Source organism: Stenotrophomonas chelatiphaga (genome assembly GCF_032054965.1).
GTDB lineage: Bacteria > Pseudomonadota > Gammaproteobacteria > Xanthomonadales > Xanthomonadaceae > Stenotrophomonas > Stenotrophomonas chelatiphaga.
The window spans coordinates 24,700-47,250 of record NZ_DAMBRS010000018.1; the positions used below are offsets into that span (position 1 = coordinate 24,700).

The 22,551-nt window shown below is 66.1% G+C and carries 27 protein-coding genes and 2 tRNA genes; 16 read left to right on the plus strand and 13 right to left on the minus strand.

The genetic code is table 11. The features are described from left to right. Window positions 1-24: 24 nt before the first annotated feature. The 8 genes from RTX79_RS16935 to RTX79_RS16970 form a co-directional block, all read right to left on the minus strand. Window positions 25-444 (minus strand): Na+/H+ antiporter subunit G, encoded by a 420-nt coding sequence (locus RTX79_RS16935; protein WP_057509095.1) that lies wholly within the window; start codon window positions 442-444, stop codon window positions 25-27. Further along, complete coding sequence (locus RTX79_RS16940; RefSeq protein ID WP_057509096.1) at window positions 441-725, minus strand: K+/H+ antiporter subunit F; 285 nt, start codon at window positions 723-725, stop codon at window positions 441-443. Before RTX79_RS16940 ends, RTX79_RS16935 begins: the two co-directional genes overlap by 4 nt. Further along, window positions 722-1,228: a Na+/H+ antiporter subunit E gene (locus RTX79_RS16945; protein WP_057509097.1), complete on the minus strand. Its 507-nt coding sequence runs from the start codon at window positions 1,226-1,228 to the stop codon at window positions 722-724. The genes RTX79_RS16940 and RTX79_RS16945 overlap by 4 nt, the downstream gene beginning before the upstream one ends. Further along, complete coding sequence (locus RTX79_RS16950) at window positions 1,225-2,760, minus strand: monovalent cation/H+ antiporter subunit D (RefSeq protein ID WP_312684953.1); 1,536 nt, start codon at window positions 2,758-2,760, stop codon at window positions 1,225-1,227. Before RTX79_RS16950 ends, RTX79_RS16945 begins: the two co-directional genes overlap by 4 nt. Then, window positions 2,757-3,134 carry a Na+/H+ antiporter subunit C gene (locus RTX79_RS16955; protein ID WP_057509099.1) on the minus strand — a complete coding sequence of 126 codons (378 nt, stop codon included), beginning with the start codon at window positions 3,132-3,134 and terminating at the stop codon, window positions 2,757-2,759. The genes RTX79_RS16950 and RTX79_RS16955 overlap by 4 nt, the downstream gene beginning before the upstream one ends. Continuing rightward, window positions 3,134-5,962, minus strand: a complete 2,829-nt coding sequence (locus RTX79_RS16960; protein WP_312684957.1) for a monovalent cation/H+ antiporter subunit A — start codon at window positions 5,960-5,962, stop codon at window positions 3,134-3,136. The genes RTX79_RS16955 and RTX79_RS16960 overlap by 1 nt, the downstream gene beginning before the upstream one ends. Window positions 5,963-6,302: 340 nt before the next feature. Then, a complete protein-coding gene (locus RTX79_RS16965) occupies window positions 6,303-6,785 on the minus strand; it encodes a DUF962 domain-containing protein (protein WP_312684959.1) in 483 nt (160 codons plus the stop codon). A 71-nt stretch (window positions 6,786-6,856) separates the two neighbouring features. Next, on the minus strand, window positions 6,857-7,783 hold the full coding sequence (locus RTX79_RS16970; RefSeq protein WP_057509102.1) for a phosphoribosylaminoimidazolesuccinocarboxamide synthase: 927 nt from the start codon (window positions 7,781-7,783) through the stop codon (window positions 6,857-6,859). 142 nt (window positions 7,784-7,925) lie between these two features. On the opposite strand from RTX79_RS16970, the gene RTX79_RS16975 reads away from it, so the two are divergent. The 10 genes from RTX79_RS16975 (at window position 7,926) to RTX79_RS17020 (ending at window position 16,081) form a co-directional block, all read left to right on the plus strand. Next, the gene (locus tag RTX79_RS16975) at window positions 7,926-8,255 is read left to right on the plus strand and encodes a J domain-containing protein (RefSeq protein WP_057509103.1); all 330 of its coding nucleotides are present in this window, start codon (window positions 7,926-7,928) and stop codon (window positions 8,253-8,255) included. A gap of 39 nt (window positions 8,256-8,294) precedes the next feature. Next, a complete protein-coding gene (rpe, locus tag RTX79_RS16980; protein ID WP_312684960.1) occupies window positions 8,295-8,966 on the plus strand; it encodes a ribulose-phosphate 3-epimerase in 672 nt (223 codons plus the stop codon). A 59-nt stretch (window positions 8,967-9,025) separates the two neighbouring features. Continuing rightward, window positions 9,026-9,499 carry a GNAT family N-acetyltransferase gene (locus RTX79_RS16985; RefSeq protein WP_312684961.1) on the plus strand — a complete coding sequence of 158 codons (474 nt, stop codon included), beginning with the start codon at window positions 9,026-9,028 and terminating at the stop codon, window positions 9,497-9,499. 182 nt (window positions 9,500-9,681) lie between these two features. Next, window positions 9,682-10,611 (plus strand): lipid kinase YegS, encoded by a 930-nt coding sequence (gene yegS / locus RTX79_RS16990; protein WP_312684963.1) that lies wholly within the window; start codon window positions 9,682-9,684, stop codon window positions 10,609-10,611. A gap of 195 nt (window positions 10,612-10,806) precedes the next feature. Beyond that, window positions 10,807-11,127, plus strand: a complete 321-nt coding sequence (locus tag RTX79_RS16995) for a hypothetical protein (protein ID WP_309682804.1) — start codon at window positions 10,807-10,809, stop codon at window positions 11,125-11,127. A gap of 196 nt (window positions 11,128-11,323) precedes the next feature. Beyond that, on the plus strand, window positions 11,324-12,814 hold the full coding sequence (gene trpE, locus RTX79_RS17000; RefSeq protein WP_312684966.1) for an anthranilate synthase component I: 1,491 nt from the start codon (window positions 11,324-11,326) through the stop codon (window positions 12,812-12,814). A gap of 66 nt (window positions 12,815-12,880) precedes the next feature. Then, window positions 12,881-13,459 (plus strand): anthranilate synthase component II, encoded by a 579-nt coding sequence (locus RTX79_RS17005; protein ID WP_057509109.1) that lies wholly within the window; start codon window positions 12,881-12,883, stop codon window positions 13,457-13,459. 28 nt (window positions 13,460-13,487) lie between these two features. Further along, complete coding sequence (trpD, locus tag RTX79_RS17010; protein ID WP_123700208.1) at window positions 13,488-14,519, plus strand: anthranilate phosphoribosyltransferase; 1,032 nt, start codon at window positions 13,488-13,490, stop codon at window positions 14,517-14,519. A gap of 54 nt (window positions 14,520-14,573) precedes the next feature. After that, a complete protein-coding gene (gene trpC / locus RTX79_RS17015) occupies window positions 14,574-15,368 on the plus strand; it encodes an indole-3-glycerol phosphate synthase TrpC (protein WP_312684969.1) in 795 nt (264 codons plus the stop codon). Continuing rightward, window positions 15,365-16,081 carry a haloacid dehalogenase-like hydrolase gene (locus RTX79_RS17020; protein WP_312684970.1) on the plus strand — a complete coding sequence of 239 codons (717 nt, stop codon included), beginning with the start codon at window positions 15,365-15,367 and terminating at the stop codon, window positions 16,079-16,081. The genes trpC and RTX79_RS17020 overlap by 4 nt, the downstream gene beginning before the upstream one ends. A gap of 73 nt (window positions 16,082-16,154) precedes the next feature. On the opposite strand, the gene RTX79_RS17025 is transcribed toward RTX79_RS17020, so the two are convergent. Both RTX79_RS17025 and crp read right to left on the minus strand, forming a co-directional pair. After that, a complete protein-coding gene (locus tag RTX79_RS17025) occupies window positions 16,155-16,916 on the minus strand; it encodes a sulfite exporter TauE/SafE family protein (RefSeq protein WP_312684971.1) in 762 nt (253 codons plus the stop codon). Between the two features lie 162 nt (window positions 16,917-17,078). Further along, window positions 17,079-17,768 carry a cAMP-activated global transcriptional regulator CRP gene (gene crp, locus RTX79_RS17030; protein WP_309682825.1) on the minus strand — a complete coding sequence of 230 codons (690 nt, stop codon included), beginning with the start codon at window positions 17,766-17,768 and terminating at the stop codon, window positions 17,079-17,081. A gap of 149 nt (window positions 17,769-17,917) precedes the next feature. Here crp and speD point away from each other — a divergent pair, with 149 nt between their 5' ends. Beyond that, the gene (gene speD / locus RTX79_RS17035) at window positions 17,918-18,712 is read left to right on the plus strand and encodes an adenosylmethionine decarboxylase (protein ID WP_042614283.1); all 795 of its coding nucleotides are present in this window, start codon (window positions 17,918-17,920) and stop codon (window positions 18,710-18,712) included. A gap of 163 nt (window positions 18,713-18,875) precedes the next feature. Then, entirely contained in the window at window positions 18,876-19,196 is a 321-nt protein-coding gene (locus RTX79_RS17040) for a DMT family transporter (protein WP_057509114.1), read from the plus strand. A 26-nt stretch (window positions 19,197-19,222) separates the two neighbouring features. Here the strand turns inward: RTX79_RS17040 and coq7 are convergent, their stop codons facing one another. Beyond that, the gene (gene coq7, locus RTX79_RS17045; RefSeq protein WP_312684975.1) at window positions 19,223-19,867 is read right to left on the minus strand and encodes a 2-polyprenyl-3-methyl-6-methoxy-1,4-benzoquinone monooxygenase; all 645 of its coding nucleotides are present in this window, start codon (window positions 19,865-19,867) and stop codon (window positions 19,223-19,225) included. 195 nt (window positions 19,868-20,062) lie between these two features. On the opposite strand from coq7, the gene rplM reads away from it, so the two are divergent. Together rplM and rpsI are read left to right on the plus strand one after the other, a co-directional pair. Beyond that, complete coding sequence (rplM, locus tag RTX79_RS17050; protein WP_042614286.1) at window positions 20,063-20,491, plus strand: 50S ribosomal protein L13; 429 nt, start codon at window positions 20,063-20,065, stop codon at window positions 20,489-20,491. A gap of 2 nt (window positions 20,492-20,493) precedes the next feature. Further along, window positions 20,494-20,886 carry a 30S ribosomal protein S9 gene (rpsI, locus tag RTX79_RS17055; protein ID WP_042614287.1) on the plus strand — a complete coding sequence of 131 codons (393 nt, stop codon included), beginning with the start codon at window positions 20,494-20,496 and terminating at the stop codon, window positions 20,884-20,886. 325 nt (window positions 20,887-21,211) lie between these two features. Here the strand turns inward: rpsI and RTX79_RS17060 are convergent. Continuing rightward, window positions 21,212-21,286: transfer RNA gene (locus RTX79_RS17060), tRNA-Gln, on the minus strand. 51 nt (window positions 21,287-21,337) lie between these two features. Beyond that, a tRNA-Met gene (locus RTX79_RS17065) sits at window positions 21,338-21,414 on the minus strand. Window positions 21,415-21,534: 120 nt separating this feature from the next. On the opposite strand from RTX79_RS17065, the gene RTX79_RS17070 reads away from it, so the two are divergent. Beyond that, window positions 21,535-22,149: an RNA pyrophosphohydrolase gene (locus RTX79_RS17070; protein WP_312684978.1), complete on the plus strand. Its 615-nt coding sequence runs from the start codon at window positions 21,535-21,537 to the stop codon at window positions 22,147-22,149. A gap of 116 nt (window positions 22,150-22,265) precedes the next feature. Beyond that, on the plus strand, window positions 22,266-22,475 hold the full coding sequence (locus RTX79_RS17075; RefSeq protein ID WP_057509120.1) for a (2Fe-2S)-binding protein: 210 nt from the start codon (window positions 22,266-22,268) through the stop codon (window positions 22,473-22,475). Window positions 22,476-22,551: the final 76 nt, after the last annotated feature.

Sequence of the window (22,551 nt, forward strand, 5' to 3'; positions counted from 1 at the left end):
CCGACGTCGGCCCTGAACGGCCTGCTACTGCTTGCTGTCGTTGGCGGTAAAGGTTTCGTCGGTGCCTTCCAGCTGCTGCTCGCGTACCGGCTCCGGCGGCGGCAGCTGCTCTTCTTCGGCGCGTTCGTTGCCGGGCAGGCTGGGGCGGGTTTCCATCAGCAGCGACAGCGCTGCCTTCGCCATCAGGTGGGCGCTGATCGGCGCGGTGATGAACAGGAAGATGGTGATCAGCAGTTCGCGCGGCTGCGGGTCCTGGCCCAGGAAGATGTGGTACGCCACCGAGGACACAAGCACGCAGCCCACGCCCAGCGTGCTGGCCTTGGTCGGGGCGTGCAGGCGCTTGAAGAACGTGGACAGCTTCACCAGGCCCAAGGCACCGACCAGGATGAAGAAGCAGCCGAACAGCAGCACCACCGACAGCACGATCTGGATGACGGTGATCATTCGACGATATCCCGGCGCAGCACGAACTTGCTCAGCACCACGGTGCTGCCAAACCCGAGCATCGCGATGATCAGCGCGGCTTCGAAGTAGATTGCCGAATTGAGGTACATGCCGAACAGCATCAGCTGCGCGATGGCGGTCACCGACAGCGTGTCCAGGGCGAGGATGCGGTCGGGCACGGTGGGTCCGCGCAGCAGGCGCCAGGTCGCCAGCAGCATCGCAAGCCCGACCACGTGCATGCACACCACCAAGGTGTTCTGGATGACATCGAATCCGGTCATGGGAAGATCTCCATCAGCGGGGCCTCGTAACGGCGTTTGATCTCGGTGATCAGGTGCTGCTCATCGTCCAGGTTCAGCACGTGCACCAGCAGGTATTTGCGGTCGTCGCTCAGCGCGGCCGACACGGTGCCGGGGGTCAGGGTGATCATGCTGGTCAGCGCGGCGATGCCATGCACGTTGGCGATGTCCAGCGGAATCCAGACGAAGCCCGGATGGATCCTGCTTTCCTTGCCCAGTACCTGGCCGGCCACTTCGATGTTGGACACCAGGATGTCCCACAGCGTGGTCACCAGCAGTTTCGGCACCGGCCGCAGCGTCCCGATGCGGGCGAACTCGCGGTCCAGCCGCGCGGCGAACAGCGGCACCACCAGGCCCAGCAGCAGGCCCAGCGCGAGCAGGCCCACGCTGAAGCTGTCCGACATCAGCAGCCAGAACACGATGACCATGATGGTGAGCGGCAACGACGGGAAGATCCGGCGCAGCAGGGGGCGTTTGTGGTTCATGGGTGACGGATCTCCGGCTGCTCGCCGCGCACCTGGTCGACATAACCGGAAGGCTGCAGCAGATCACTGGCGATGGCATCGGCGTGGCGCATCAGCGGCGCTGCGAACACCGTCATGCCGATGCCGTAGAGCAGCAGCAGGCAGGCGGCGAGCAGTTCGATGCGGCGGGTCGGCGCCTTGCGCGGCCTGGGCGCGTCCGGGTCGACCGGCGGTACGCGCCAGAACAGGCGGATGCCGGCACGGGCCAGGCCCATGATGACCAGCAGGCTGCTGCCCAGCACGGCGGCCCACACCGGCGCGGTCAGCCACGGCGGCATGCCCTGCAGCAGCGCGGCCTTGGCCAGGAACCCGGACAGCGGCGGCAGGCCGGCGATAGAAATGGCGGCGATCAGGAACAGCACCGCCGGCGTTTCCTTGCCGGGCATCGGCGCGATGATTTCCTTGCGGTCGCTGGCGCCGCCACGGCGGCGGCGGATCAGGTCGGCGATCAGGAACAGCGCCGCGGCGACGAAGGTGCTGTGCGGCAGGTAGTACAGGCCAGCGGCCAGCACCTGTTGGTTGCCCACCGAAAACGCGATGAACAGCGTGGCGGCCGAGACCACCACCAGGTAGGAGATCAGCACGCGCAGGCGTACCGCGGCGAGCACGCCGAGTCCGCCCAGCACCAGGGTGGCGATGCCGGCCCACAGCAGCCAGTCGCGGCCGTAGCCGGCCATGGCACCGGCCTCGTCGCCGAACCACAGGGTCTGCACGCGCAGTACCGCGTACAGGCCGACCTTGGTCATGATCGCGAACAGCGCGGCCACCGCGGCCGGCGCGCGCGCATACGACTCGGGCAGCCACAGGTACAGCGGCATCAGCGCCGCCTTGGCGCAGAACACCAGCAACAGCAGGCCCATGGTGGCCTTCACCAGCACCAGGTGCGAGGGCGGCACTTCGGCGATGCGCTGCGACAGCTCGGCCATGTTCAACGACCCCAGCGAGGCGTACAGCAGGCCCAGCGCGATCAGGAACAGGGTCGAGGCCGTTACGTTGAACACCACGTAATGCAGGCCGATGCGCATGCGCAGGCCGCGCCCACCGCTGAGCAGCAGGCCATACGAAGCGATCAGCATCACTTCGAAGAACACGAACAGGTTGAAGATGTCGCCGGTCAGGAACGCGCCGTTGAGGCCGACCAGCTGGAACTGGAACAACGCATGGAAATGCGGAGCGCGCCGGTCCCAGCCCGAGCAGGCGTGCATCAGGCAGCCGATCGCCAGCAGTACGGTGGTCAGCAGCATCCAGGCCGACAGCCGGTCGGCCACCAGCGCGATGCCCAGCCGCGCCGGCCAGTCGCCCAGCAGGTACACCATCGCCGCGCCATCGGCGGTGCGGGCGAACAGCAGGACGACCGATGCCAACAGCGCGGCCAGCGCCGTCCAGGCCACCGCGCGCTGCACGCGCGGGCCGTAACGGCGGTGTTCCACGAACAGCGACAGCGATGCGCCGAGCAGCGGGACCAGGATCGGCAGGATCACCAGGTGGTTCATGCGTGGTCCTCGTCACGACGCGGCGGGGCATCCTCGTCCGGCTCGTGCGCGTCGACGTGGTCACTGTGGTTGTCGCTGCGGCTGCGGATGGCCAGCACGATGGTGACCGCAGTCATCGCGAAGGCGATCACGATGGCGGTCAGCACCAGCGCCTGCGGCAGCGGATCGGTGTAGTTGCCGAGGTTCGCGTCCAGGCCTTCCTTCAGCACGGGCGGGCGGCCGGCGACCAGTCGCCCACCGGCAAAGATGAGCAGGTTGGTGGCATAGGACAGGAAGGTCATGCCGAGGATGACGTCGAAGCTGCGTGCGCGCAGCAGCAGGTACACGCCGAGCATGGTCAGCACGCCGATGGCGCTTGCAATGGCCAGTTCCATCAGTGCATCTCCCCGGTCAGTGCCGAACGCTTCTGCGGATCGATCTCGCCGCGGCGCGCGGTGCGGGTCCGCGACGGCTTGATCGTGCCCATCATCGACAGCATCAGCATCGCCCCGCCGAACACCACCAGGTAGACGCCGGTATCGAAGCCGATCGCACTGGCCAGCGGCACATCGCCGATGACCGGCAGGTGCAGGTCCAGGTGGCCGCTGGTCAGGAACGGCACGCCGAACAGCATCGACGCCGAGCCACTGGCCACCGCGATCAGCAGGCCGATGCCGATGCAGCGGACGTAATCGAACCCGAAGCGCGACTCGACCGAGGCGGTGCCCTGGATCACGTACTGGATCAGCAGCGGCACGGCCAGGATCAGGCCGGCGATGAAGCCACCGCCGGGCGAGTTATGGCCGCGCAGGAACATGAAGATCGACACGGTCAGGGTGAGCGGGAACATGATCTGGGCCAGGTCGGCCGGTACCGGCAGCTTGATCGGCGGGCCCGGCATGATCTGCTCCGGCGCCATCCGCGAACGCCGCAGCATGGCATGCACCACCAGGGCGGCAATGCCGAACACGGTGATCTCGCCGAAGGTGTCGAAGCCACGGAAGTCGACCAGGATGACGTTGACCACATTGCTGCCATAAGCCTCCGGCAGGGAGCGGGCAAGCATCTCGCCGGCCATCGTGTTCGGGGGCAGGGTCATCGCGGTATAGGCCAACGCGGCCAGGCCCACGCCGGCCACCAGCGCGATGCCGGCATCACGGTATTTGCGCAGCGTGGAACGCTCGGTCACCGACTGGGCGGGCAGATAGTTCATGCCCAGCAGCATCAGCACCAGGGTGACCATTTCCACCAGCAGCTGGGTCAGCGCCAGGTCCGGCGCGGACAGGAACACGAAGGTCATCGCCACCATCAGGCCGACCCCGCCCACCAGCAGCACCGCCAGCAGGCGCTGTTTGTACATGCGCAGGGTGGCCATGGCACAGGCCATCATCACCGCCCACAACGCCCAGCCCAGCAGCGGCATCGGCTGCGGTGAGGGCCAGTTCGGCCAGCTCGGCGCGGCCAGCCAGGGCGCCGCACCGGCCACCACGGCCACCACCACCAGCCCCAGCAGCATGCGCTGCAGGCTGCCGTTGGCGATCGCGGCGGTCAGCCGGTTGGCGAGCGCCGACAGCAGGTCGAGCTGGCGATGGAACGCATCGCGGCCCGGCGTGGTGTTGCGCACGGCATACAGGTCGATCAGCCGGCGCAGGCCGAAGTACAGCGCGATGCCGCCGAGCACCCCGGCCGCGCTCATCGCCAGCGGCAGGTTGAAGCCGTGCCAGATCGACAGGCTGTATTCGGGCATCTGCGCACCGAGGATGGATGCCGCACCGGCATGCAGCACCGGGGCGATGGTCAGCGCCGGGGCGATGCCCACCGCCACGCAGATCACCACCAGGATCTCCACCGGCACCTTCATCCAGCGCGGGGGTTCATGCGGCACCCGGTCCAGGTCGTGCGGACCCTTGCCGAAGAAGGTGTCGTGCACGAAGCGCAGGCTGTAGGCCACGCCGAAGACACCGGCCAGCAATGCGGCGATCGACATCGCCATCTGCATCAGCTCGGGACCGCCCGCATCGAGCGCCTCGGCGAACAGCATTTCCTTGGACAGGAAGCCATTGAGCAGCGGGATGCCGGCCATCGCCAGCGAAGCGATGATCGCCAGCGCACTGGTGAACGGCATCAGCCGGCGCAGGCCGCCCAGCTTGCGCATGTCACGCGTGCCGGTTTCATGGTCGATGATGCCCGCCGCCATGAACAACGAGGCCTTGAACGTGGCGTGGTTGAGGATATGGAACACACCGGCCACCACCGCCATCGGCTTGGACAGCCCGAACAGCATGGTGATCAGGCCCAGGTGGGAGATCGTGGAGTACGCCAGCAGGCCTTTCAGGTCGTGCTGGAAGATCGCGTTCCAGGCGCCGATCAGCAGGGTCAGCGCACCGATGCCGCTGACCGTATAGAAGAACAGGTCGGTGCCTGCAAGCGCCGGGTGCAGGCGTGCCAGCAGGAACACACCGGCCTTCACCATGGTGGCCGAATGCAGGTAGGCCGACACCGGGGTGGGCGCGGCCATGGCCTGTGGCAGCCAGAAGTGGAACGGGAACTGCGCGCTCTTGGTGAAGATGCCGGCCAGCACCAGGAACAGCGCATACGGATACAGCGCGCTGGCGCGGATCTGGTCGCCGGCGGCCAGCACCACGTCCAGGTCGAAGCTGCCCACGATGCGGCCGATCAGCAGCACCCCGCCGAGCAGTGCCAGGCCACCACCACCGGTGATGACCAGCGCCATGCGGGCGCCTTCGCGCGCGTCCTGGCGGTGCGACCAGAAGCCGATCAGCAGGAACGAGCTGATGCTGGTCAGCTCCCAGAAGATCATCAGCAACAGCAGGTTGCCGGACAGCACCATGCCGAGCATGGCCCCCATGAACAGCAGCAGGTAGCAGAAGAAGCGGTGCGCGTTGTCCTGCGGGCTCAGGTAATAGTGGGCGTACAGCACCACCAGCGCGCCGATGCCCAGCACCATGCCGGCAAACATCCAGGCCAGCCCGTCCAGGCGCAGGGTGAAGTCCAGGCCGATCTGCGGCAGCCATTGGCCACTGCTGCGCAGCACCTCTCCCTCCAGGACGGCGGGGGTGAGCGTGGCGAGGATGGTGAGGCCCGCCAACGGCGCGGCCGCGGCCAACCAGGCGGCCGTGCTGCGGGAACTTCGGGAGAAAGCGGCAACCGCCACGGCCAAGATGAAGGGCAGGGCGAGCAGCAGGATCAGGCTTGGGATCATGCAGGGAATACGCGATTCACGAGCAGGTCATGCAGTCTAACAGGCCGGCATTTGCCGCCGATACCCACGAATACGCCACCAACTGCAGGGAACGTGTGCTGATTCATTTTTTTCCCTTTGGAGGTCTTGCCGCTGGCGCTTGACCAGGACCGGCCACGACACTTTGCCGTATCTGTCGCGAATGACATGTGCAGCCCCAAGGTGCCCGTACGGCAGGGGCTGCAAAGGGATGGTGCGGCAGGATCGGCGCCCCCGATCGCGCCTGGATCGGAATTCGGCGCCCAGGCAGGGCTGCAACGGCCGGCGCAAACAGCGCGCCCGCCCGTTCAGGTAAAACAGGTCAGTAACGCCACTCGAGGCGACGATAGACCTTGGCCAGCACCCAGGCCGGGCCGATCAGCAGGTAGGTGAGGTCGGTGAGGAAGCTGGGCTTGCGGCCTTCGAGCTTGTGGCCGAAGAACTGCGCGATCCACGCCAGCACGAACACCGCGCCGGCCAGCCGGGCCAGGTTGCCCAGGCCGATCTCCGCTTCCAGCAGGCGGCAGGTACAGCCGATCACGAACAGCACGGCCAGCATGCCCAGCCCCAGCGGGCGCGACAGGCGGTTGTAGAAGCACCACGCGCCGAACATCGCCAGGCCCGCCCAGATACCGTTCTGGAACCAGGTGATCAGCGGCGGCAGGCACCACAGCAGGGCCACCACCGACCACAGGATGGCCGGTACCGCGACCACGTGGATGCGCTGGTTGGTGACGTTGCGGTGGTCGTCGGAATAGCTGGCGAAATAGCGGTCTACGGGGCGGGCAAGCGACGTGCTGGACATGGTGCCTCCGATCGGGCCGGCGCGTGGCCGGCGAGCTTTCCAGAGGAGGGCGGGCAGCGCCCGCCGCCCCCTCAATCGACGCTGATGCCGGCCAGTCGCTGCAGGGCCTCGGCGTACTTGGCACGCGTGCGCTCGATCACTTCCGCCGGAATGGACGGGCCCGGTGCGGTCTTGCCCCAGTCCAGCGTTTCCAGGTAATCGCGGACGAACTGCTTGTCGTAGCTCGGCGGGCTGGTGCCCACTTCGTACTCGTCGGCCGGCCAGTAGCGCGAAGAATCCGGGGTCAGCATCTCATCCATGATGTACAGGCGGCCGTCTTCATCGGTGCCGAACTCGAACTTGGTGTCGGCCAGGATGATGCCGCGCTCACGCGCGTAATCGGCGGCGAAGGCGTAGATGCGCAGGGTCGCATCGCGCACGCGCTCGGCCAGGTCCACGCCGACCGCCTTGACCATCGCATCGAAGTCGATGTTCTCGTCGTGGTCGCCGACGGCGGCCTTGGTGGACGGGGTGAAGATCGGCTCGGGCAGCTTTTCGGCCTGGCGCAGGCCGTCGGGCAGTTCAATGCCGCTGACCTTGCCGGTGCGCTGGTAGTCCTTCCAGCCGCTGCCGATCAGGTAGCCGCGGGCGATCGCTTCCACCGGCACCGGCTTGAGTTTCCGGGTGACCACCGCGCGCTTGGCGTACAGCGCCGCGTCCACGCCTTCGGGCAGCACGCTGGCCACGTCGATGCCGGTCAGGTGGTTGGGCATCAGGTGCGCGGTCTTGGCGAACCAGAAATTGGACACCTGGCAGAGCATTTCGCCCTTGCCCGGGATCGGGTCGGGCAGCACCACGTCGAAGGCCGACAGGCGATCAGTGGCTACCATCAGCAGGTAGTCCCCCGGCGGCGTGCCTTCGGGCAGGCGCTCGCGCGGAATATCGAAAACGTCACGCACCTTGCCGCGATGGCGCAAGGGCAGGCCGGGAAGATCGGATTGCAACAACGTGGTCGGCACGGGCACTCCTGGGGGCTTCGTCGATACGAGCTGCCCAGGGACCCGGAGGGCCCGCCGGCCAGCGGGCGGCCTAGTGTAAAGCCGTCCGGGGCGGCTGTGACGTAAAATGGAAAGCCAATTGGCCAAATCTGCCCGGAGCGCCATGCGCTGGTACGGAAAACTGCTGGGTTTCATCGCCGGGGCCCTGCTGTTCCGGCCCAATCCCTTGTTTGGCGCGGTGCTGGGCCTGCTGATCGGCCACGCGTTCGACGCCGACTGGTTCCGCCTGAACAAGGAAAACCCGTATCGCGAGCTGGGACTGACGTCTTCAGCAACGGAGGCGGAGATCGACCTGGCCTACCGCCGGCTGATGTCGCAGTACCACCCCGACAAGCTGGTCGGCGCCGCGCCGGAACTGCTCAAGCAGGCCGAGGCCAAGAGCCGCCGCGTGAATGCCGCCTACGACCGCATCAAGACCCTGCGCAAGCGCTGAGTCCTGACCCTTTTTCTTCCTGCTCCGAAGGCCCTGGCCATGTCCAATTGCATCATTGCCCCGTCCATCCTGTCGGCCGACTTCGCCCGCCTCGGCGAAGAAGTCGACAACGTCCTCGCCGCCGGCGCGGACTGGGTCCACTTCGATGTGATGGACAACCATTACGTGCCCAACCTGACCATCGGCCCGCTGGTCTGCCAGGCGCTGCGCAAGCATGGCGTCACCGCACCGATCGACGTGCACCTGATGGTGGAGCCGGTGGACCGGATCATCCCGGACTTCGCCGAGGCCGGCGCGACCTACATCAGCTTCCACCCCGAGGCCAGCCGCCACCCGCACCGCACCATCCAGCTGATCCGCTCGCTGAGCTGCAAGCCGGGCCTGGTGCTCAATCCCGGCACGCCGGTGGATATCCTGGACTGGGTGCTGGACGACCTGGACCTGGTGCTGCTGATGTCGGTGAACCCGGGTTTCGGCGGCCAGGCCTTCATTCCGTCGGCGCTGGACAAGCTGAAAGTGGTGCGGCAGAAGATCGATGCCAGCGGCAAGGACATCCGCCTGGAGATCGACGGCGGGGTGAAGGCCGACAACATCGGTGCGATCGCCGCGGCCGGTGCCGATGCCTTCGTGGCCGGCTCGGCGATCTTCAACGCGCCGGATTACCAGCAGGTGATCAGCGCGATGCGCGCCAACGTCGCCGCCGCCCGCTGAGAAAAAAGGGGACGGAGGGAATTAAACTCGTTTAATTCCCTCCGTCCCCTTTTCTGCCCATGAACATCCGTCCGGCCACTGTTGCTGATGCAGGTCTGATCCTGCGCTTCATCCGCGAACTGGCGATCTATGAGAAGGCCGAATCGTCGGTGCAGACCGACGAGGCGGGGATCGCGGCCAGCCTGTTCGGGCCTGACGCCAGCGCGCAGGCGCTGGTCTGCGAAGCCGACGGCGAAGCGATCGGCTTCGCGGTGTACTTCTACAACTACTCCACCTGGCTGGGCCGCAAGGGCATCTACCTGGAAGACCTGTACATCAGCCCGGAAAAGCGCGGATCCGGTGCCGGCAAGGCGTTGCTGAAGCACATCGCCCGGCAGGCCGTGGCCGAGGGCTGCGGGCGTTTCGAATGGTCGGTGCTGGACTGGAACCAGCCTGCGATCGATTTCTACGTCGCCGCCGGCGCCAGGCCGCAGGACGAATGGACCGTCTACCGACTGCAGGGCGAGGCCCTGGCCGACTTCGCCGCGTCCTGAAAAAAAAGGCCACGCCGCTGCCGGCGTGGCCCTGCTGAAACAATCGGAGGCTGATCCTGCCTCCATCCGTCTTCCCTGCTATGGCCTTCCATGTTCCGGGGCATCGGTGACAGGCCGATGACATTCACCGGCAAAGAACGCGCGACTGCTAGCCTGTGCCGCCCCCACCCCCGGAACCCCCCATGAGCCTTGCCCGCTGGCGCCTGATCCTGAACGGAAAATCGGCCGGGGACGTCGATGTGCGCGAGGCGGTCAAGGCCTGGCGCGAGCGCGGGATCGATCTGGAAGTGCGGGTCACCTGGGAAAGCGGGGATGCCGAGCGCTATGTCGCCGAGGCCATCGACAACGGCGTGGAGGTGATCATCGCCGGCGGTGGGGATGGCACCTTGAGCGCGGTCGCCGAGACCCTGGCGCATAGGGAAGAACCGGCCGATGCGCTGCCTTCGCTGGCCCTGCTGCCACTGGGCACGGCCAACGATTTCGCCACCGCCGCCGGTTTCCCGGAGAGCCCCGCCGAGGTGCTGGACTTGATCACCGCGCAGGCACCCCGCGCCATCGACCTGCTGCGCATCGACGCCGATGGCAAGGTCTGGTGGTGCGCCAACGTCGCCAGCGGTGGCTTCGGCACGCAGGTGACGGTGGAAACCGATGAAGGCCTGAAGAAGGTGCTGGGTGGCCTGGCCTACGTGCTGACCGGCATCTCCAAGCTGGGCCGGATCGAGCCGATCCTGGCGCGCGTGCACGGCCCCGGCTTCGACTGGGAAGGCGGCTTCATCGCACTGGGCATCGGCAACGGCCGCCAGGCCGGTGGTGGCCAGGCGCTGTGCCCGCAGGCGGTCATTGACGATGGCCAGCTGGACGTCACCATCATTCCGGAACTGACCGGCGAAGTCGGCGCGATGCTTGGCCAGCTGGTGACCGGGGGCAAGGAAGCCGCGCTTGAGCGCGTTGCCACCCGCACCCGCTTGACCCGCGTGGAGATCCGCGCCGAAAAGCCGCTGACCCTCAACCTGGACGGTGAGCCGGTGGAAGCACGGCACTTCCGCATCGAATGCGTGCCACGCCGCGTGCGCATGCATCTGCCTGCGGCGTGCCCGCTGCTGTCCCACTGAGCCTGCGCGGGCGTCGTTACCGGCCCGCGTGGCGCCGCCTTGGGCGACGTTCAAAGCGCTTAACGAGGCACTCAGTGAGACGGCCAGCGCAGTATGGTGCGACGGCGATGGCGTGCTGCCTGCGTGCGGCCCAGCATCCTTGGCCCGACGCAGTCGTGCGTCAGGGAGCTGTTCCGCCCACCAGGAGATACCTCAATGAAAATCGCCGCCGCCATCGCCGTGTCATGTGCACTGGGCCTCGCGGGTTGCTCCGCCATCGCCGCCAAGACCAACGTGCTGAGCGATACGAAGATCATCTCGTCTTCGGCCGGCGTGCTGGGCCTGGAGCCCTCGCAGTTGACGCTGGTCAGCAAGCGCGTGGACGGCACCAACACCTATGCGAACCTGAAGGCGGCCGGGGGCAGGGAGTACACCTGCGTCATCAATGGCGGCAACCTGCTGAGCATGGGAATGACCAATGCGCCCATGTGCAGCAGGAAGGGTGAGCCGGTGAATGCGCAACCCTTCCAGCGCTGATCAGGGGCTGAAGCGCCCCGGGCTGCATCGAGCAGTCCGGGCATCAGGCTTCCGCCTGGCCGGAACCTGCGCTAAAGTCGCCGGGTGTCCATCCTGACGACCCCGCGATCCGTTTCTTCCGCACGCCGTAGCTGGCGATGGTGGCCCGTAGCCGTCGTCCGCCCAGAAAACGCCGTATCCCGGAAGGAAAGTCGTGTTGAACACCCCCGCCCAGTTCCAGCAGCAGGCCGCTGAAGGCCACACCCGCATCCCCGTCGTCCGTGAAGTGCTGTCCGACCTGGACACCCCGCTCTCGGTCTACCTGAAGCTGGCCGACGGGCCGCACACCTATCTGTTCGAATCGGTCGAAGGCGGTGAGCGCTTCGGGCGCTATTCCATCATCGGCCTGCCGGCGCGCCGTGTGTACACCTTCCGTGGGCACACCCTGACCATCGCCGAGCACGGCCAGGTCGTGGAAACCCGCGACGTGGCCGACCCCTTCGCCGAAGTCGAGGCCCTGCGCAGCGCGCATTCGGTGCCCAAGCTGGACGGACTGCCCGGATTCACCGGCGGCCTGGTCGGCTGGTTCGGCTTCGAGTGCATCGGCTACATCGAACCGCGCCTGGCGCCGCCGGCCGGGCGCGATGAGCTGGGTACGCCGGACATCCTGCTGATGCATTCCGAAGAGCTGGCGGTGTTCGACAACCTGAAGGGCCGGCTGTACCTGATCGTGCATGCCGACCCGCGCCAGCCCGGTGCCTGGGACGAGGCGCAGGCGCGGCTGGACGCGCTGGCCGGCAAGCTGCGCGCCCCCGGCGCCGGCTATCCCGCGCCGCTGCACAGCGACGTGCTGGACGAGGGCGACTTCATCTCCGGCTTCACCCGCGAAGGCTTCATCGACGCGGTGGAGCGCAGCAAGGACTACATCCGTTCCGGCGACATCTTCCAGGTGGTGCTGAGCCAGCGCCTGAGCGTGCCGTTCAAGGCGCGGCCGGTGGATGTGTACCGCGCGCTGCGGGCGCTCAACCCTTCGCCGTACATGTATTTCCTGGATGTCGGTGACATGCAGGTGGTGGGCTCGTCGCCGGAGATCCTGGTACGCCTGCAGCATGATGCCGACGGCGTGGGCCATGTCACCGTGCGGCCGATCGCCGGCACCCGTCCGCGTGGCGCCACGGTGGAAGAGGACAACGCGCTGGAAGCCGAACTGCTGGCCGATCCGAAGGAGCGCGCCGAACACCTGATGCTGATCGACCTGGGCCGCAACGATGCCGGCCGGGTCTCCCGCGCGGGCACGGTGGAGGTCGGCGAGCAGTTCGTGATCGAGCGCTACAGCCACGTGATGCACATCGTCAGCGAGGTGACCGGGCAGCTGCAGCCGGGCCTGAGCTACGCCGACGTGCTGCGCGCCACGTTCCCGGCCGGCACGGTCAGTGGCGCGCCGAAGATCCGCGCGCTGGAAGTGATCCGCGAGCTGGAGCCGATCAAGCGCAACGTCTACGCCGGCAGCATCGGCTACATCGGCTGGCACGGCGATGCGGACACCGCCATCGCGATCCGCACCGCGGTGATCAAGGACGGTCGCCTGCACGTACAGGCCGGCGCCGGCATCGTCTACGACTCGGACCCGCAGAAGGAATGGGACGAGACGATGAACAAGGGCCGCGCGCTGTTCCGCGCGGTCGCCCAGGCCGCCAAGGGCCTGTAACGCGCGCCATTCCGCTGGCGCGCCCGCGTGCGCGCCTGTCTCCCTACGAAGCCTGGAACCTGATCCATGTTGTGGATGATCGACAACTACGACAGCTTCACCTACAACCTCGTGCAGTACCTGCAGACGCTGGGTGCCGAGGTCAAGGTGGTGCGCAACGATGCGATGACGGTCGATGAGATCGCCGCGCAGAAGCCCGGACGCATCGTGATTTCGCCCGGTCCGTGCACGCCGAACGAGGCGGGCATTTCGCTGGAGCTGATCCAGCGGCTCGGCCCGACCACGCCGATCCTCGGTGTCTGCCTGGGCCACCAGGGCATCGGCCAGGTGTACGGCGGCACGGTGATCCGCGCGGGCAACATCATGCATGGCAAGACCTCCCCGATCCGCCATGAAGGCAAGGGCGTGTTCGCCGGCCTGCCGGATCGCTACCAGGCCACGCGCTACCACTCGCTGGTGGTGGACAAGACGCGCCTGCCGGCGTGCCTGGAAGTCACCGCCTGGACCGAGAACGAGGACGGTTCCGTGGAAGAGATCATGGGCCTGCGCCATCGTGAGCACCCGGTCGAAGGCGTGCAGTTCCATCCCGAATCCATCCTTACCGAGCACGGCCACGCGCTGCTGCGCAACTTCCTGCAGCGCTGAGCTGCACGCCGAACCCAGGAGTCCATCGATGCGCTTCTCCCCCCAAGAAGCCCTGCAACGCACCATCGAACACCGCGAAATCTTCTTCGAGGAGATGGTCGACCTGATGCGGCAGATCATGCGCGGCGATGTGTCGCCGATGATGACCGCCGCGATCCTGACCGGGCTGCGGGTGAAGAAGGAAACCGTCGACGAGATCGCCGCCGCCGCGACCGTGATGCGTGAGTTCGCGCTGCCGGTGCCGGTGGCCGATACCCGCCACATGGTCGACATCGTCGGCACCGGCGGCGATGGCTCGCACACCTTCAACATCTCCACCTGTTCGATGTTCGTGGCCGCCGCTGCCGGTGCGCGCGTGGCCAAGCATGGCAACCGCAGCGTGTCCTCCAAGTCCGGCAGTGCCGATGCGGTGGAAGCACTGGGCGCGGTGATCGAACTGCAGCCGGCGCAGGTGGCGCAGGCCATCGAACAGACCGGCGTGGGCTTCATGTTCGCCCCGATCCACCACCCGGCAATGAAGGTCGTGGCGCCGGTGCGGCGCGAGATGGGGGTACGTACCATCTTCAACATCCTCGGCCCGCTGACCAACCCGGCCAGTGCACCGTCGGTGCTGATGGGCGTGTTCCACCCGGACCTGGTCGGCATCCAGGCGCGCGTGCTGCGCGAACTGGACACCCAGCGCGCGATGGTGGTGTGGGGCCGCGACAACATGGACGAGATATCGCTCGGCGCCGGCACGCTGGTTGGCGAGCTGCGCGATGGCAAGGTCCGCGAGTACGAGATCCATCCGGAAGACTTCGGCATCGCCATGTCGGCCAGCCGCAACCTGCGCGTGGACGGGCCCGAACAGTCCATCGCCATGCTGCGCGCCGTGCTCGACAACGAGCCGGGCCCGGCGCTGGATATCGTGGCGCTGAATGCGGGCGCCGCCCTGTACGTGGCCGACGTGGCCAGCGACATCGGCGATGGCCTGGCGCGTGCGCGCGCGGCGATTGCCGATGGCAGTGCCCGCGCCCGGCTGCAACAGTACGTGGACATCACCCACGTGCTGGCAGGCTAGGCGCGCGGCGGTGCATGACCTGATCCCCTCCATTCCCTTTTTTCTGTGAGCACCATGAGCGACATCCTGCAGACCATCCTGGCCCGCAAGGCCGAAGAAGTGGCCCAGCGCCGCGCCGCCGTGCCGCTGGAACAGCTGCAGGCCCGGCTGGCCGATGCGCCACCGGTGCGCGGGTTCGTGCGTGCGCTGCAGGCGGCGATCGCCAACGGCGACCCGGCGGTCATCGCCGAGGTCAAGAAGGCCAGTCCGTCCAAGGGCGTGATCCGTCCGGACTTCCATCCGGCCGATATCGCGGTCAGCTATGAGTTCGGCGGCGCCAGCTGCCTGTCCGTGCTGACCGACGTGGATTTCTTCCAGGGCAGCGATGCCTACCTGCAGCAGGCACGCGAGGCCTGCACGCTGCCGGTGCTGCGCAAGGACTTCGTGGTCGATCCCTACCAGGTGGTCGAAGCGCGCGTGCTGGGGGCGGACTGCATCCTGCTGATCGTGGCCGCGCTGGAAGATGCCCAGCTGGCCGCGCTGTCCGAGCTGGCGATCAGCCTGGGCATGGATGTGCTGGTGGAAGTGCACGACATCGATGAACTGGAGCGCGCGCTGCAGGTGCCGGCGCCGATGATCGGCATCAACAACCGCAACCTGCGTACCTTCGAGGTATCGCTGCAGACTACGCTGGACATGCGCAACGCGGTGCCGAAGGATCGCCTGCTGGTGACCGAAAGCGGCATCCTGGGACCGCAGGACGTCGGCCTGATGCGTGATGCGGGGGTCAACGCCTTCCTGGTGGGTGAAGCCTTCATGCGCGTGGAGGAACCAGGCGAGGGCCTGCGTCAGCTATTCTTCGCTGCATGAGCACGATCTATCCAACCCCGCAGGACAGTGCGCCGCTGGTGGTGTTCGATTTCGACCACACCCTGTATGACGGCGATTCCGGCAGCCATCTGTTTGCCACCCTGATCAAGCGCAATCCGCTGCGGTTGCTGGCCGCGCTGCTGGTCACGCCTATCGCGGGCCCGCTGGTGGCGATGCTGCCTACACGGCGCGCCGGCATCTCGATCTACGTGTGGATCGCCACCTTCGGCATGCACCGCGCGCGCGAGTTCAACCGCGTCATCGATGCCTATGTGCTGAAGCACGAACCGACACTCCGCGCGAAACTGCTGCCGCAGGCGCTGGAGGTGTTCGCAGCGCACCGTGCCAACGGCGACCGCGTGGTGGTGGCCACCGGTGCGCCGCCGGAGCTCGCAAGGGCGATCCTGGCCTTTGTCGCGCACGTGGACGTGCCGGTGATCGGCAGCGAAGTGGGGCCGCGTTTCGGTGCGGTTGGCGCCACCCGCCACTGCCACAACGAAGAGAAGATGCGCATGCTGCGCGAGCGCGGCTACGGCAACATCGACGTGGCCTACTCCGACAGCACCGCCGACCTGCCGCTGCTGGTCGCGGCAAAGGCACCGGTGGTGGTCAATCCCAAGCGCGGCAGCGTGGACTTCTTCCGTCGCGTCCTTCCGGAAGGCACGCGCATCCTCAACTGGGGCTGCCTGGACCGCGGTGGCGACACGCCCTGAGGGCAGTGACGGCCACCGCACCCGGTGGTGACGGCCACCGCACCCGGTAGTGACGGCCGCTGGCCGTCAGCCGCTACCGCCCCAGCAGGCCGAACACCGTGTGACCGATCTGGTACAGGCTGATCGCCAGCACCAGCACGCCTACCGCTACCAGCACCCAGCGTTCCTTGACCCGCTTCACCAGCACCGCCGCCAACGGCGCGGCCATCATGCCGCCGATCAGCAGGCCGGCGACGATCTGCAGGTGGTGCAGCCCCATCGACAGCAGGAACGTCGCCGAGACCGTCAGCGTCACCACGAACTCTGCCGCATTGACCGTGCCGATGGTGGTCCGCGCCTGCCCGCCACGCGCCAGCAGCGTGGAGGTGGCCACCGGCCCCCAGCCACCGCCGCCGGTGGCATCCAGGAAGCCGGCGACGGCGCCCAGCAGCGGCACGCGCTTGATGTCGCCCTTGGGCATCAGCCGCCCTGCCGCACGCAACAGGATGACGATGGCAAGCACCAGCAGGTACAAATAGATCAATGGCCGGATGACGTCCCCGGGCAGCTGGGTAAGGCCGTACGCGCCGATCGCCCCGCCGATCGCGCCAGGGATGGCGAGACGCACGAACAGGCGACGGTCCACGTTGCCCGCCACCAGATGGGACACGCCGGAGGCGCCGGTGGTGAATACCTCGGCGGTGTGCACGCTGGCGCTCACCTGTGCCGGCGGCAGGCCCATGCTGAGCATGACCGAGGACGACACCAGGCCGAACGCCATGCCCAGCGCGCCGTCGACCAGCTGCGCGCCCAGGCCGATCAGGATGAACCACCAGAATTCGCTGCTCAGCTCCATCTCATCATCCTGCAGGGCTGCCGTGCACCGGCAGGTGATGGCGGGCGCGACGCAGTGACGACCAACGGTCGTCACCCACCAGGGGCATCGTCACCCGCCAGGGGAGCAGCACCCAACAGGTGAGCGGCACCCATCAGGGCCGCGGTACGGGTCGGGCGACCCTCAGCGCGTGCCGTACAGCACCACGGTCTTGCCGCGGGCATGCAGCAGGCCGTCCACCTGCAGCTTCTTCAGCACCCGGCCGGCCATCTCGCGCGAGCAGCCGACCAGCCGGGCCAGCTCCTGCCGCGATACCCGCAACTGGCTGCCCTGCGGGTGGGTCATCGCTTCCGGCTCTTCGGCCAGGTCATGCAGGGTGCGCACGATCCGGTCGGTGACGTCCAGGAAGGCCAGGCGGCTGGCCTTGCGGCTGGTATCCAGCAGACGCTTGGAGATCTGCTGGCCCAGCGCATACAGCAGGCGCGGGGCGTCGCTGGACAGCGGCCCCAGGAACAGCTGGTGCAGGCGTTCGTAGCTGATTTCGGCCAGCTCGCAGGCGGTACGGGTGCGCAGGATGACCTCGCGGCGGTCCGACTCCACGAACAGGCCCATCTCCCCCACGAACTCGCCGGTGCCGAAGTAGCCGAGCACCAGCTCGCGCTCCTCGTCCTCTTCAGCAATTATGGAAACCGATCCACTGATCACGTAGTACAGGGTCCCGGCCGGGTCACCGGGGCGGAACACATCGGTTCGGGCAGGGTAGCGGCGCCGATGGCTGTGGGCCAGGAAGCGGTCGATGGTAGCGATGTCCAAAGCCAAAGGACTGGTAGCAAGGCGCACGGTTGACACGATGGTGGCGCTCCCTCTGCGCATGAACGGATTCACGGGGTGGCGAGCAGCTTAGCGGAGCTGAAATGTTAAGAGCAAACAATTAGCTGTTCACGGCAGCCCGTTCAGGTCCCCCCTCGGGGAACAATTGCCTCATAATTGATCCTTTCCCCGCTCTTACAGGATCGCCGCCCGTGGTCAAGCCGTTGCCTCGCCTGAGGTTGCAAGGTTTCAACAACCTCACCAAGGCGCTGAGCTTCAACATCTATGACGTCTGTTACGCCCGCACCGAAGAGGAGCGTCAGCGCTACATCGACTACATCGATGAAGAGTACAACGCCGACAGGCTGACTCAGATTCTCACGGACGTCGCCGAGATCATCGGTGCGAACATCCTCAACATCGCGCGCCAGGATTACGATCCGCAGGGTGCGTCGGTGACGATCCTGATCTCCGAAGAACCGGTGATCGACAAGAAGCAGGCCGGCAAGGAGCTGATCTCCGATGCCGTGGTCGCGCACATGGACAAGTCGCACATCACCGTGCACACCTATCCGGAAACGCACCCGCAGGAAGGCATCGCCACCTTCCGCGCCGACATCGACGTGGCTACCTGCGGCGTCATTTCGCCGCTGAAGGCGCTGAACTACCTGATCGAGAGTCTGGAATCGGACATCGTGATCATGGATTACCGCGTCCGTGGCTTCACCCGCGACGTGAAGGGCAAGAAGCACTACATCGACCACAAGATCAACTCGATCCAGAACTTCCTGGCCAAGAACATCAAGTCGCGTTACGAGATGTTCGACGTCAACGTCTACCAGGAAAACATCTTCCACACGAAGATGCACCTGAAGGATTTCGATCTGGACCAGTACCTGTTCGAAGAGAAGGCCAAGAACCTTTCCTTCAAGGAACGCATGAAGATCGAGGCGCTGCTGCGTCGTGAGATCGAAGAGCTGTTCCACGGGCGCAACCTGTCCGAGTAATACCGGCAGGGTCCTCCGGGGCCATGCTTATGAAGGCGGGACGTCCCGCCCCGTGGAACCCCGATCTGCGCAGATCAGGGTTTCACGGCAGTTGACCGACCCACGGCCCGGTGTGAAGACACTGGGCCGTTTTGTTTCCGTTTAAAAAGTTGAGGAGTCCCCCATGCCTTGGATCTATCTGCTGCTGGCGGGCATTTTTGAAATCGGCTTTGCCATCGGCATGAAATATTCCGATGGCTTCAGCAAGCCCCTGCCGACCGCGGCCACCGTGGGAGCGGCCCTGATCAGCCTGTACCTGATGAGCCAGGCGATGAAGACGATCCCGGTGGGTACGGCCTACGCCATCTGGACCGGCATCGGCGCGCTGGGCGTGGCGGTGCTGGGCATCTTCCTGTTCAACGACAGCGCCTCGCCGGCCCGGCTGGGGTGCGTGGCACTGATCGTGGCCGGGGTGATCGGCCTGAAGCTGGTGTCCACGCCCTGACCGACACAGCCACGCCCGGCGGTCCCTCAGAACCGGTACGCGATGGTCTTCATCACCTTTGATGCCAGCGCCATCGCGCCGGGAATCGGGAACGGCAGGCGGCGCGCACCGGCCTGTTCGGCGTGCTCGGCATGCCGCGCTTCGTCTTCCTTCATCACCTTGATCACCGCACGGCTGCGCAGGTCGGCTGGCGGCAGCGTCTCGAGGTGCTCGTCAAGATGGGCTTCCACCTGGCGTTCGGTTTCCACCACGAAGCCGAGGTTCCAGCCGTCACCGCGCAGCCCGGCCAGCGTGCCGATCGCATAGCTGCCGGCGTACCAGACCGGATTGAAGCGGCTGGGGCGGCTGTCCAGCTCTCCCAGCCGGATCGCACACCAGGCCAGGTGGTCGGTTTCTTCCTGCGCCGCCTCCAGCAGGTGCGCGCGGGTGGCTGGATCCTGCGCCACCGCCGCCTGGCCGAAGTACAGTCCCTGCGCGCAGACCTCGCCGACATGGTTGATCCGCATCAGGCCGGCGGCGTGCCGCCGTTCGCCACGGCTCATGCCGGGTTCGGCGGCGTCGGTGGCGGGGTAGGGGCGTTCTGCCGGCGGATTGCCGAACACCGTGTCCAACGCACGCTGTGCCTCGGTCAGCAGGTGGTCCAGCGGGGTGGTCTGGCGGAGCGCGCTCATGGTGGGGCCGGTGACGTCAGGGGAGCCCTGATTCTCGCCGCCCGTCGCGCGCCTGCCAACCCATGGCGGGGGTGAACTTGCGCTCCGGGGCGAAGCTGGGTAAAATCCCGCCTCTTGCGTTTCACCTTCACAACGCGTGGCAGAGTTCCGGCCCTCCTGGCCGCAATGAGCCCGACGACCTACATAGAGTTCTTCATGAGCACTTTCACCGCTAAGAACGAGACCGTCCAGCGCGACTGGTACCTCGTTGACGCCGAGGGCAAGACCCTGGGCCGTCTCTGCACCGAGCTGGCCCGCCGTCTGCGTGGCAAGCACAAGCCGGTCTACACCCCGCACGTTGATACCGGCGACTACCTGGTCGTCATCAATGCAGAAAAGATTGTCGTCACCGGCAAGAAGCTGCAGGACAAGATGTATCACCGTTTCACCGGTTACATCGGCAACCTGAAGACCGAATCCCTGGCCCAGGCGCTTGAGCGCCACCCGGAGCGCGTGATCGAGATCGCCGTGAAGGGCATGCTGCCGAAGGGTCCGCTGGGTCGCCAGATGTACCGCAAGCTCAAGGTCTACGCAGGCACTGAGCATCCGCACGCCGCACAGCAGCCGCAGGTTCTGGATATCTAATCATGGCTATCACTCAAAACTACGGCACTGGCCGCCGCAAGTCCTCCACTGCCCGCGTGTTCCTGCGCAAGGGCTCTGGCAAGATCACCGTCAATGGTCGTCCGCTGGACGAGTTCTTCGGTCGTGAGACTGCGCGCATGATCGTGCGCCAGCCGCTCGAGCTGACCAAGAACACCGAAAGCTTCGACATCCTGGTCACCGCCGCTGGCGGCGGCACCACCGGCCAGGCCGGTGCGATCCGCCTGGGCATCGCCCGCGCGCTGGTCGAGTACGACGAAACCCTGAAGTCCGAGCTGCGCAAGGCTGGCTTCATGACCCGTGACGCCCGTGAAGTCGAGCGTAAGAAGGTCGGCCTGCACAAGGCACGTCGCGCTACGCAGTTCTCCAAGCGCTGATCCACCGCGCCAGCAGAACAAGAAAAGCCCGGCTTTCGCCGGGCTTTTTTTTGTTCCGCTGGGCGCAGTCGGTGCGCATTTTTCCTTGACCCCGCGCCGTTGGCGCGCCCCCCTTCAACAAGAAGGGGGGGGGGCTTTTCTCCAGACGTGCAATGGGGGATTCAGGGCAATGTGGCCTGTTCCCCAAGGGCGCAGAATTTTCACTGGAGTGGAGCCCCCTTGCTGTTCAAGGGGGCGCGCCGACAGGCGGGGGGATGAGGTGGAATGCGCGACCAAATAAATGACAAAAGGCCTGATCTTTCGATCAGGCCTTTTGTCATTTATTTGGCTGCCCCGGATGGATTCGAACCACCGAATGCCTGAGTCAGAGTCAGGTGCCTTACCGCTTGGCGACGGGGCAAAATAGGTGAAGCAATTGTCTCACTTTCCAAGTCGAAAACCAACCTCGACATGGTGGCTATGGGTGGACTCGAACCACCGACCCCAGCATTATGAGTGCTGTGCTCTAACCGGCTGAGCTACATAGCCTTGGGTGAGCCGGCTATTCTGGGCATGTGTACGAAACATGTCAATAGTTTTGTGTGCTGCTTGTGGGCCGACAGACGGCATGGGATAGTCCCTGTCAGTAGATTTCTAGGAGTCCGCATCGTGATCGATCCGGACGGCTATCGACCGAACGTCGGCATCGTGTTGATGCGCCAGGACGGTCAGGTGTTCTGGGCACGTAGAGTGCGCCGGGACGGCTGGCAGTTCCCACAGGGCGGCATGAACACCGATGAGACGCCCGTCGAGGCCATGTATCGTGAACTGCAGGAAGAGACCGGCCTGCTGCCCGAACACGTTGAAGTGCTCGGTGCTACCCCCGGTTGGCTGCGTTACAAGCTCCCTGCGCGCGCGATCCGCCGCAATGAGCGACAGGTGTGCATCGGCCAGAAGCAGGTCTGGTTTCTGCTGCGCCTGACCGGTGATGAGTCGCATGTGCAGCTGGACTTGACCGACACGCCGGAGTTCGACAACTGGCGCTGGGTGGATTTCTGGTATCCGGTCGAGCACGTGGTGATGTTCAAGCGCGGCGTGTACGCGCGTGCGTTGCGTCACCTCGCACCGATGGCGCGGGGCGTCGCCGGCGCCGGCGTGACGCAGATGCCGACGGGGGCGCAGGAAGCCTGGATGCCAGGCCATGCGGCCGGTCATGATCGGCCGCGCAAACGTCCGACCAAGCGGGGTTACTGGCCCAAGAAAGTGCAGGGCGATCCAACCTGACGATCGCTTGAGGCTGAACTTCATCGAGAATGATTCAGGTTGTTAATTGACAACCATTCGCGTTTGAAGTGGAATATCGGCAGGCCAGCATCGGCCTGCCAGACCTGACCGCCACCGTGTACGTCTGTATCTGCAACGGAGTCACCGACCACCAGATCCGCGAAGCCGCGGTGGATGGCTGCATGACGGTGGCCGAACTGACGATGCGCACCGGATGTGGCGCCACCTGCGGGTCCTGCCTGGACATGGCGGCCGACCTGCTGGCCAAGGCACGCAACACCCACGATCTGCCGCTGCCGGTTCTCGGCGGCCTGCAGGCGGCCTGACCACGCGCGCGGCAACGCGCAACTGAGCACGATTCGCGTTCCTTCATGGCCGGCGTAAAGCCGCTACAGTGCCTGC

Excerpts from the sequence above, each read along its gene's own strand:
- yegS (WP_312684963.1), top strand. The coding sequence starts at position 9,682 with ATGAGCCTTGCCCGCTGGCGCCTGATCCTGAACGGAAAATCGGCCGGG.
- rpe (WP_312684960.1), top strand. The coding sequence starts at position 8,295 with ATGTCCAATTGCATCATTGCCCCGTCCATCCTGTCGGCCGACTTCGCC.
- coq7 (WP_312684975.1), bottom strand. The coding sequence starts at position 19,867 with ATGAGCGCGCTCCGCCAGACCACCCCGCTGGACCACCTGCTGACCGAG.
- RTX79_RS16965 (WP_312684959.1), bottom strand. The coding sequence starts at position 6,785 with ATGTCCAGCACGTCGCTTGCCCGCCCCGTAGACCGCTATTTCGCCAGC.
- RTX79_RS17025 (WP_312684971.1), bottom strand. The coding sequence starts at position 16,916 with ATGGAGCTGAGCAGCGAATTCTGGTGGTTCATCCTGATCGGCCTGGGC.
- RTX79_RS16960 (WP_312684957.1), bottom strand. The coding sequence starts at position 5,962 with ATGATCCCAAGCCTGATCCTGCTGCTCGCCCTGCCCTTCATCTTGGCC.
- RTX79_RS17020 (WP_312684970.1), top strand. The coding sequence starts at position 15,365 with ATGAGCACGATCTATCCAACCCCGCAGGACAGTGCGCCGCTGGTGGTG.
- rplM (WP_042614286.1), top strand. The coding sequence starts at position 20,063 with ATGAGCACTTTCACCGCTAAGAACGAGACCGTCCAGCGCGACTGGTAC.
- crp (WP_309682825.1), bottom strand. The coding sequence starts at position 17,768 with ATGCGCAGAGGGAGCGCCACCATCGTGTCAACCGTGCGCCTTGCTACC.
- trpD (WP_123700208.1), top strand. The coding sequence starts at position 13,488 with ATGCGCTTCTCCCCCCAAGAAGCCCTGCAACGCACCATCGAACACCGC.
- RTX79_RS16940 (WP_057509096.1), bottom strand. The coding sequence starts at position 725 with ATGACCGGATTCGATGTCATCCAGAACACCTTGGTGGTGTGCATGCAC.
- RTX79_RS16995 (WP_309682804.1), top strand. The coding sequence starts at position 10,807 with ATGAAAATCGCCGCCGCCATCGCCGTGTCATGTGCACTGGGCCTCGCG.
- RTX79_RS17005 (WP_057509109.1), top strand. The coding sequence starts at position 12,881 with ATGTTGTGGATGATCGACAACTACGACAGCTTCACCTACAACCTCGTG.
- RTX79_RS16985 (WP_312684961.1), top strand. The coding sequence starts at position 9,026 with ATGAACATCCGTCCGGCCACTGTTGCTGATGCAGGTCTGATCCTGCGC.
- RTX79_RS16975 (WP_057509103.1), top strand. The coding sequence starts at position 7,926 with ATGCGCTGGTACGGAAAACTGCTGGGTTTCATCGCCGGGGCCCTGCTG.
- trpC (WP_312684969.1), top strand. The coding sequence starts at position 14,574 with ATGAGCGACATCCTGCAGACCATCCTGGCCCGCAAGGCCGAAGAAGTG.
- RTX79_RS16945 (WP_057509097.1), bottom strand. The coding sequence starts at position 1,228 with ATGAACCACAAACGCCCCCTGCTGCGCCGGATCTTCCCGTCGTTGCCG.
- RTX79_RS16935 (WP_057509095.1), bottom strand. The coding sequence starts at position 444 with ATGATCACCGTCATCCAGATCGTGCTGTCGGTGGTGCTGCTGTTCGGC.
- RTX79_RS16950 (WP_312684953.1), bottom strand. The coding sequence starts at position 2,760 with ATGAACCACCTGGTGATCCTGCCGATCCTGGTCCCGCTGCTCGGCGCA.
- RTX79_RS16955 (WP_057509099.1), bottom strand. The coding sequence starts at position 3,134 with ATGGAACTGGCCATTGCAAGCGCCATCGGCGTGCTGACCATGCTCGGC.
- rpsI (WP_042614287.1), top strand. The coding sequence starts at position 20,494 with ATGGCTATCACTCAAAACTACGGCACTGGCCGCCGCAAGTCCTCCACT.
- RTX79_RS17040 (WP_057509114.1), top strand. The coding sequence starts at position 18,876 with ATGCCTTGGATCTATCTGCTGCTGGCGGGCATTTTTGAAATCGGCTTT.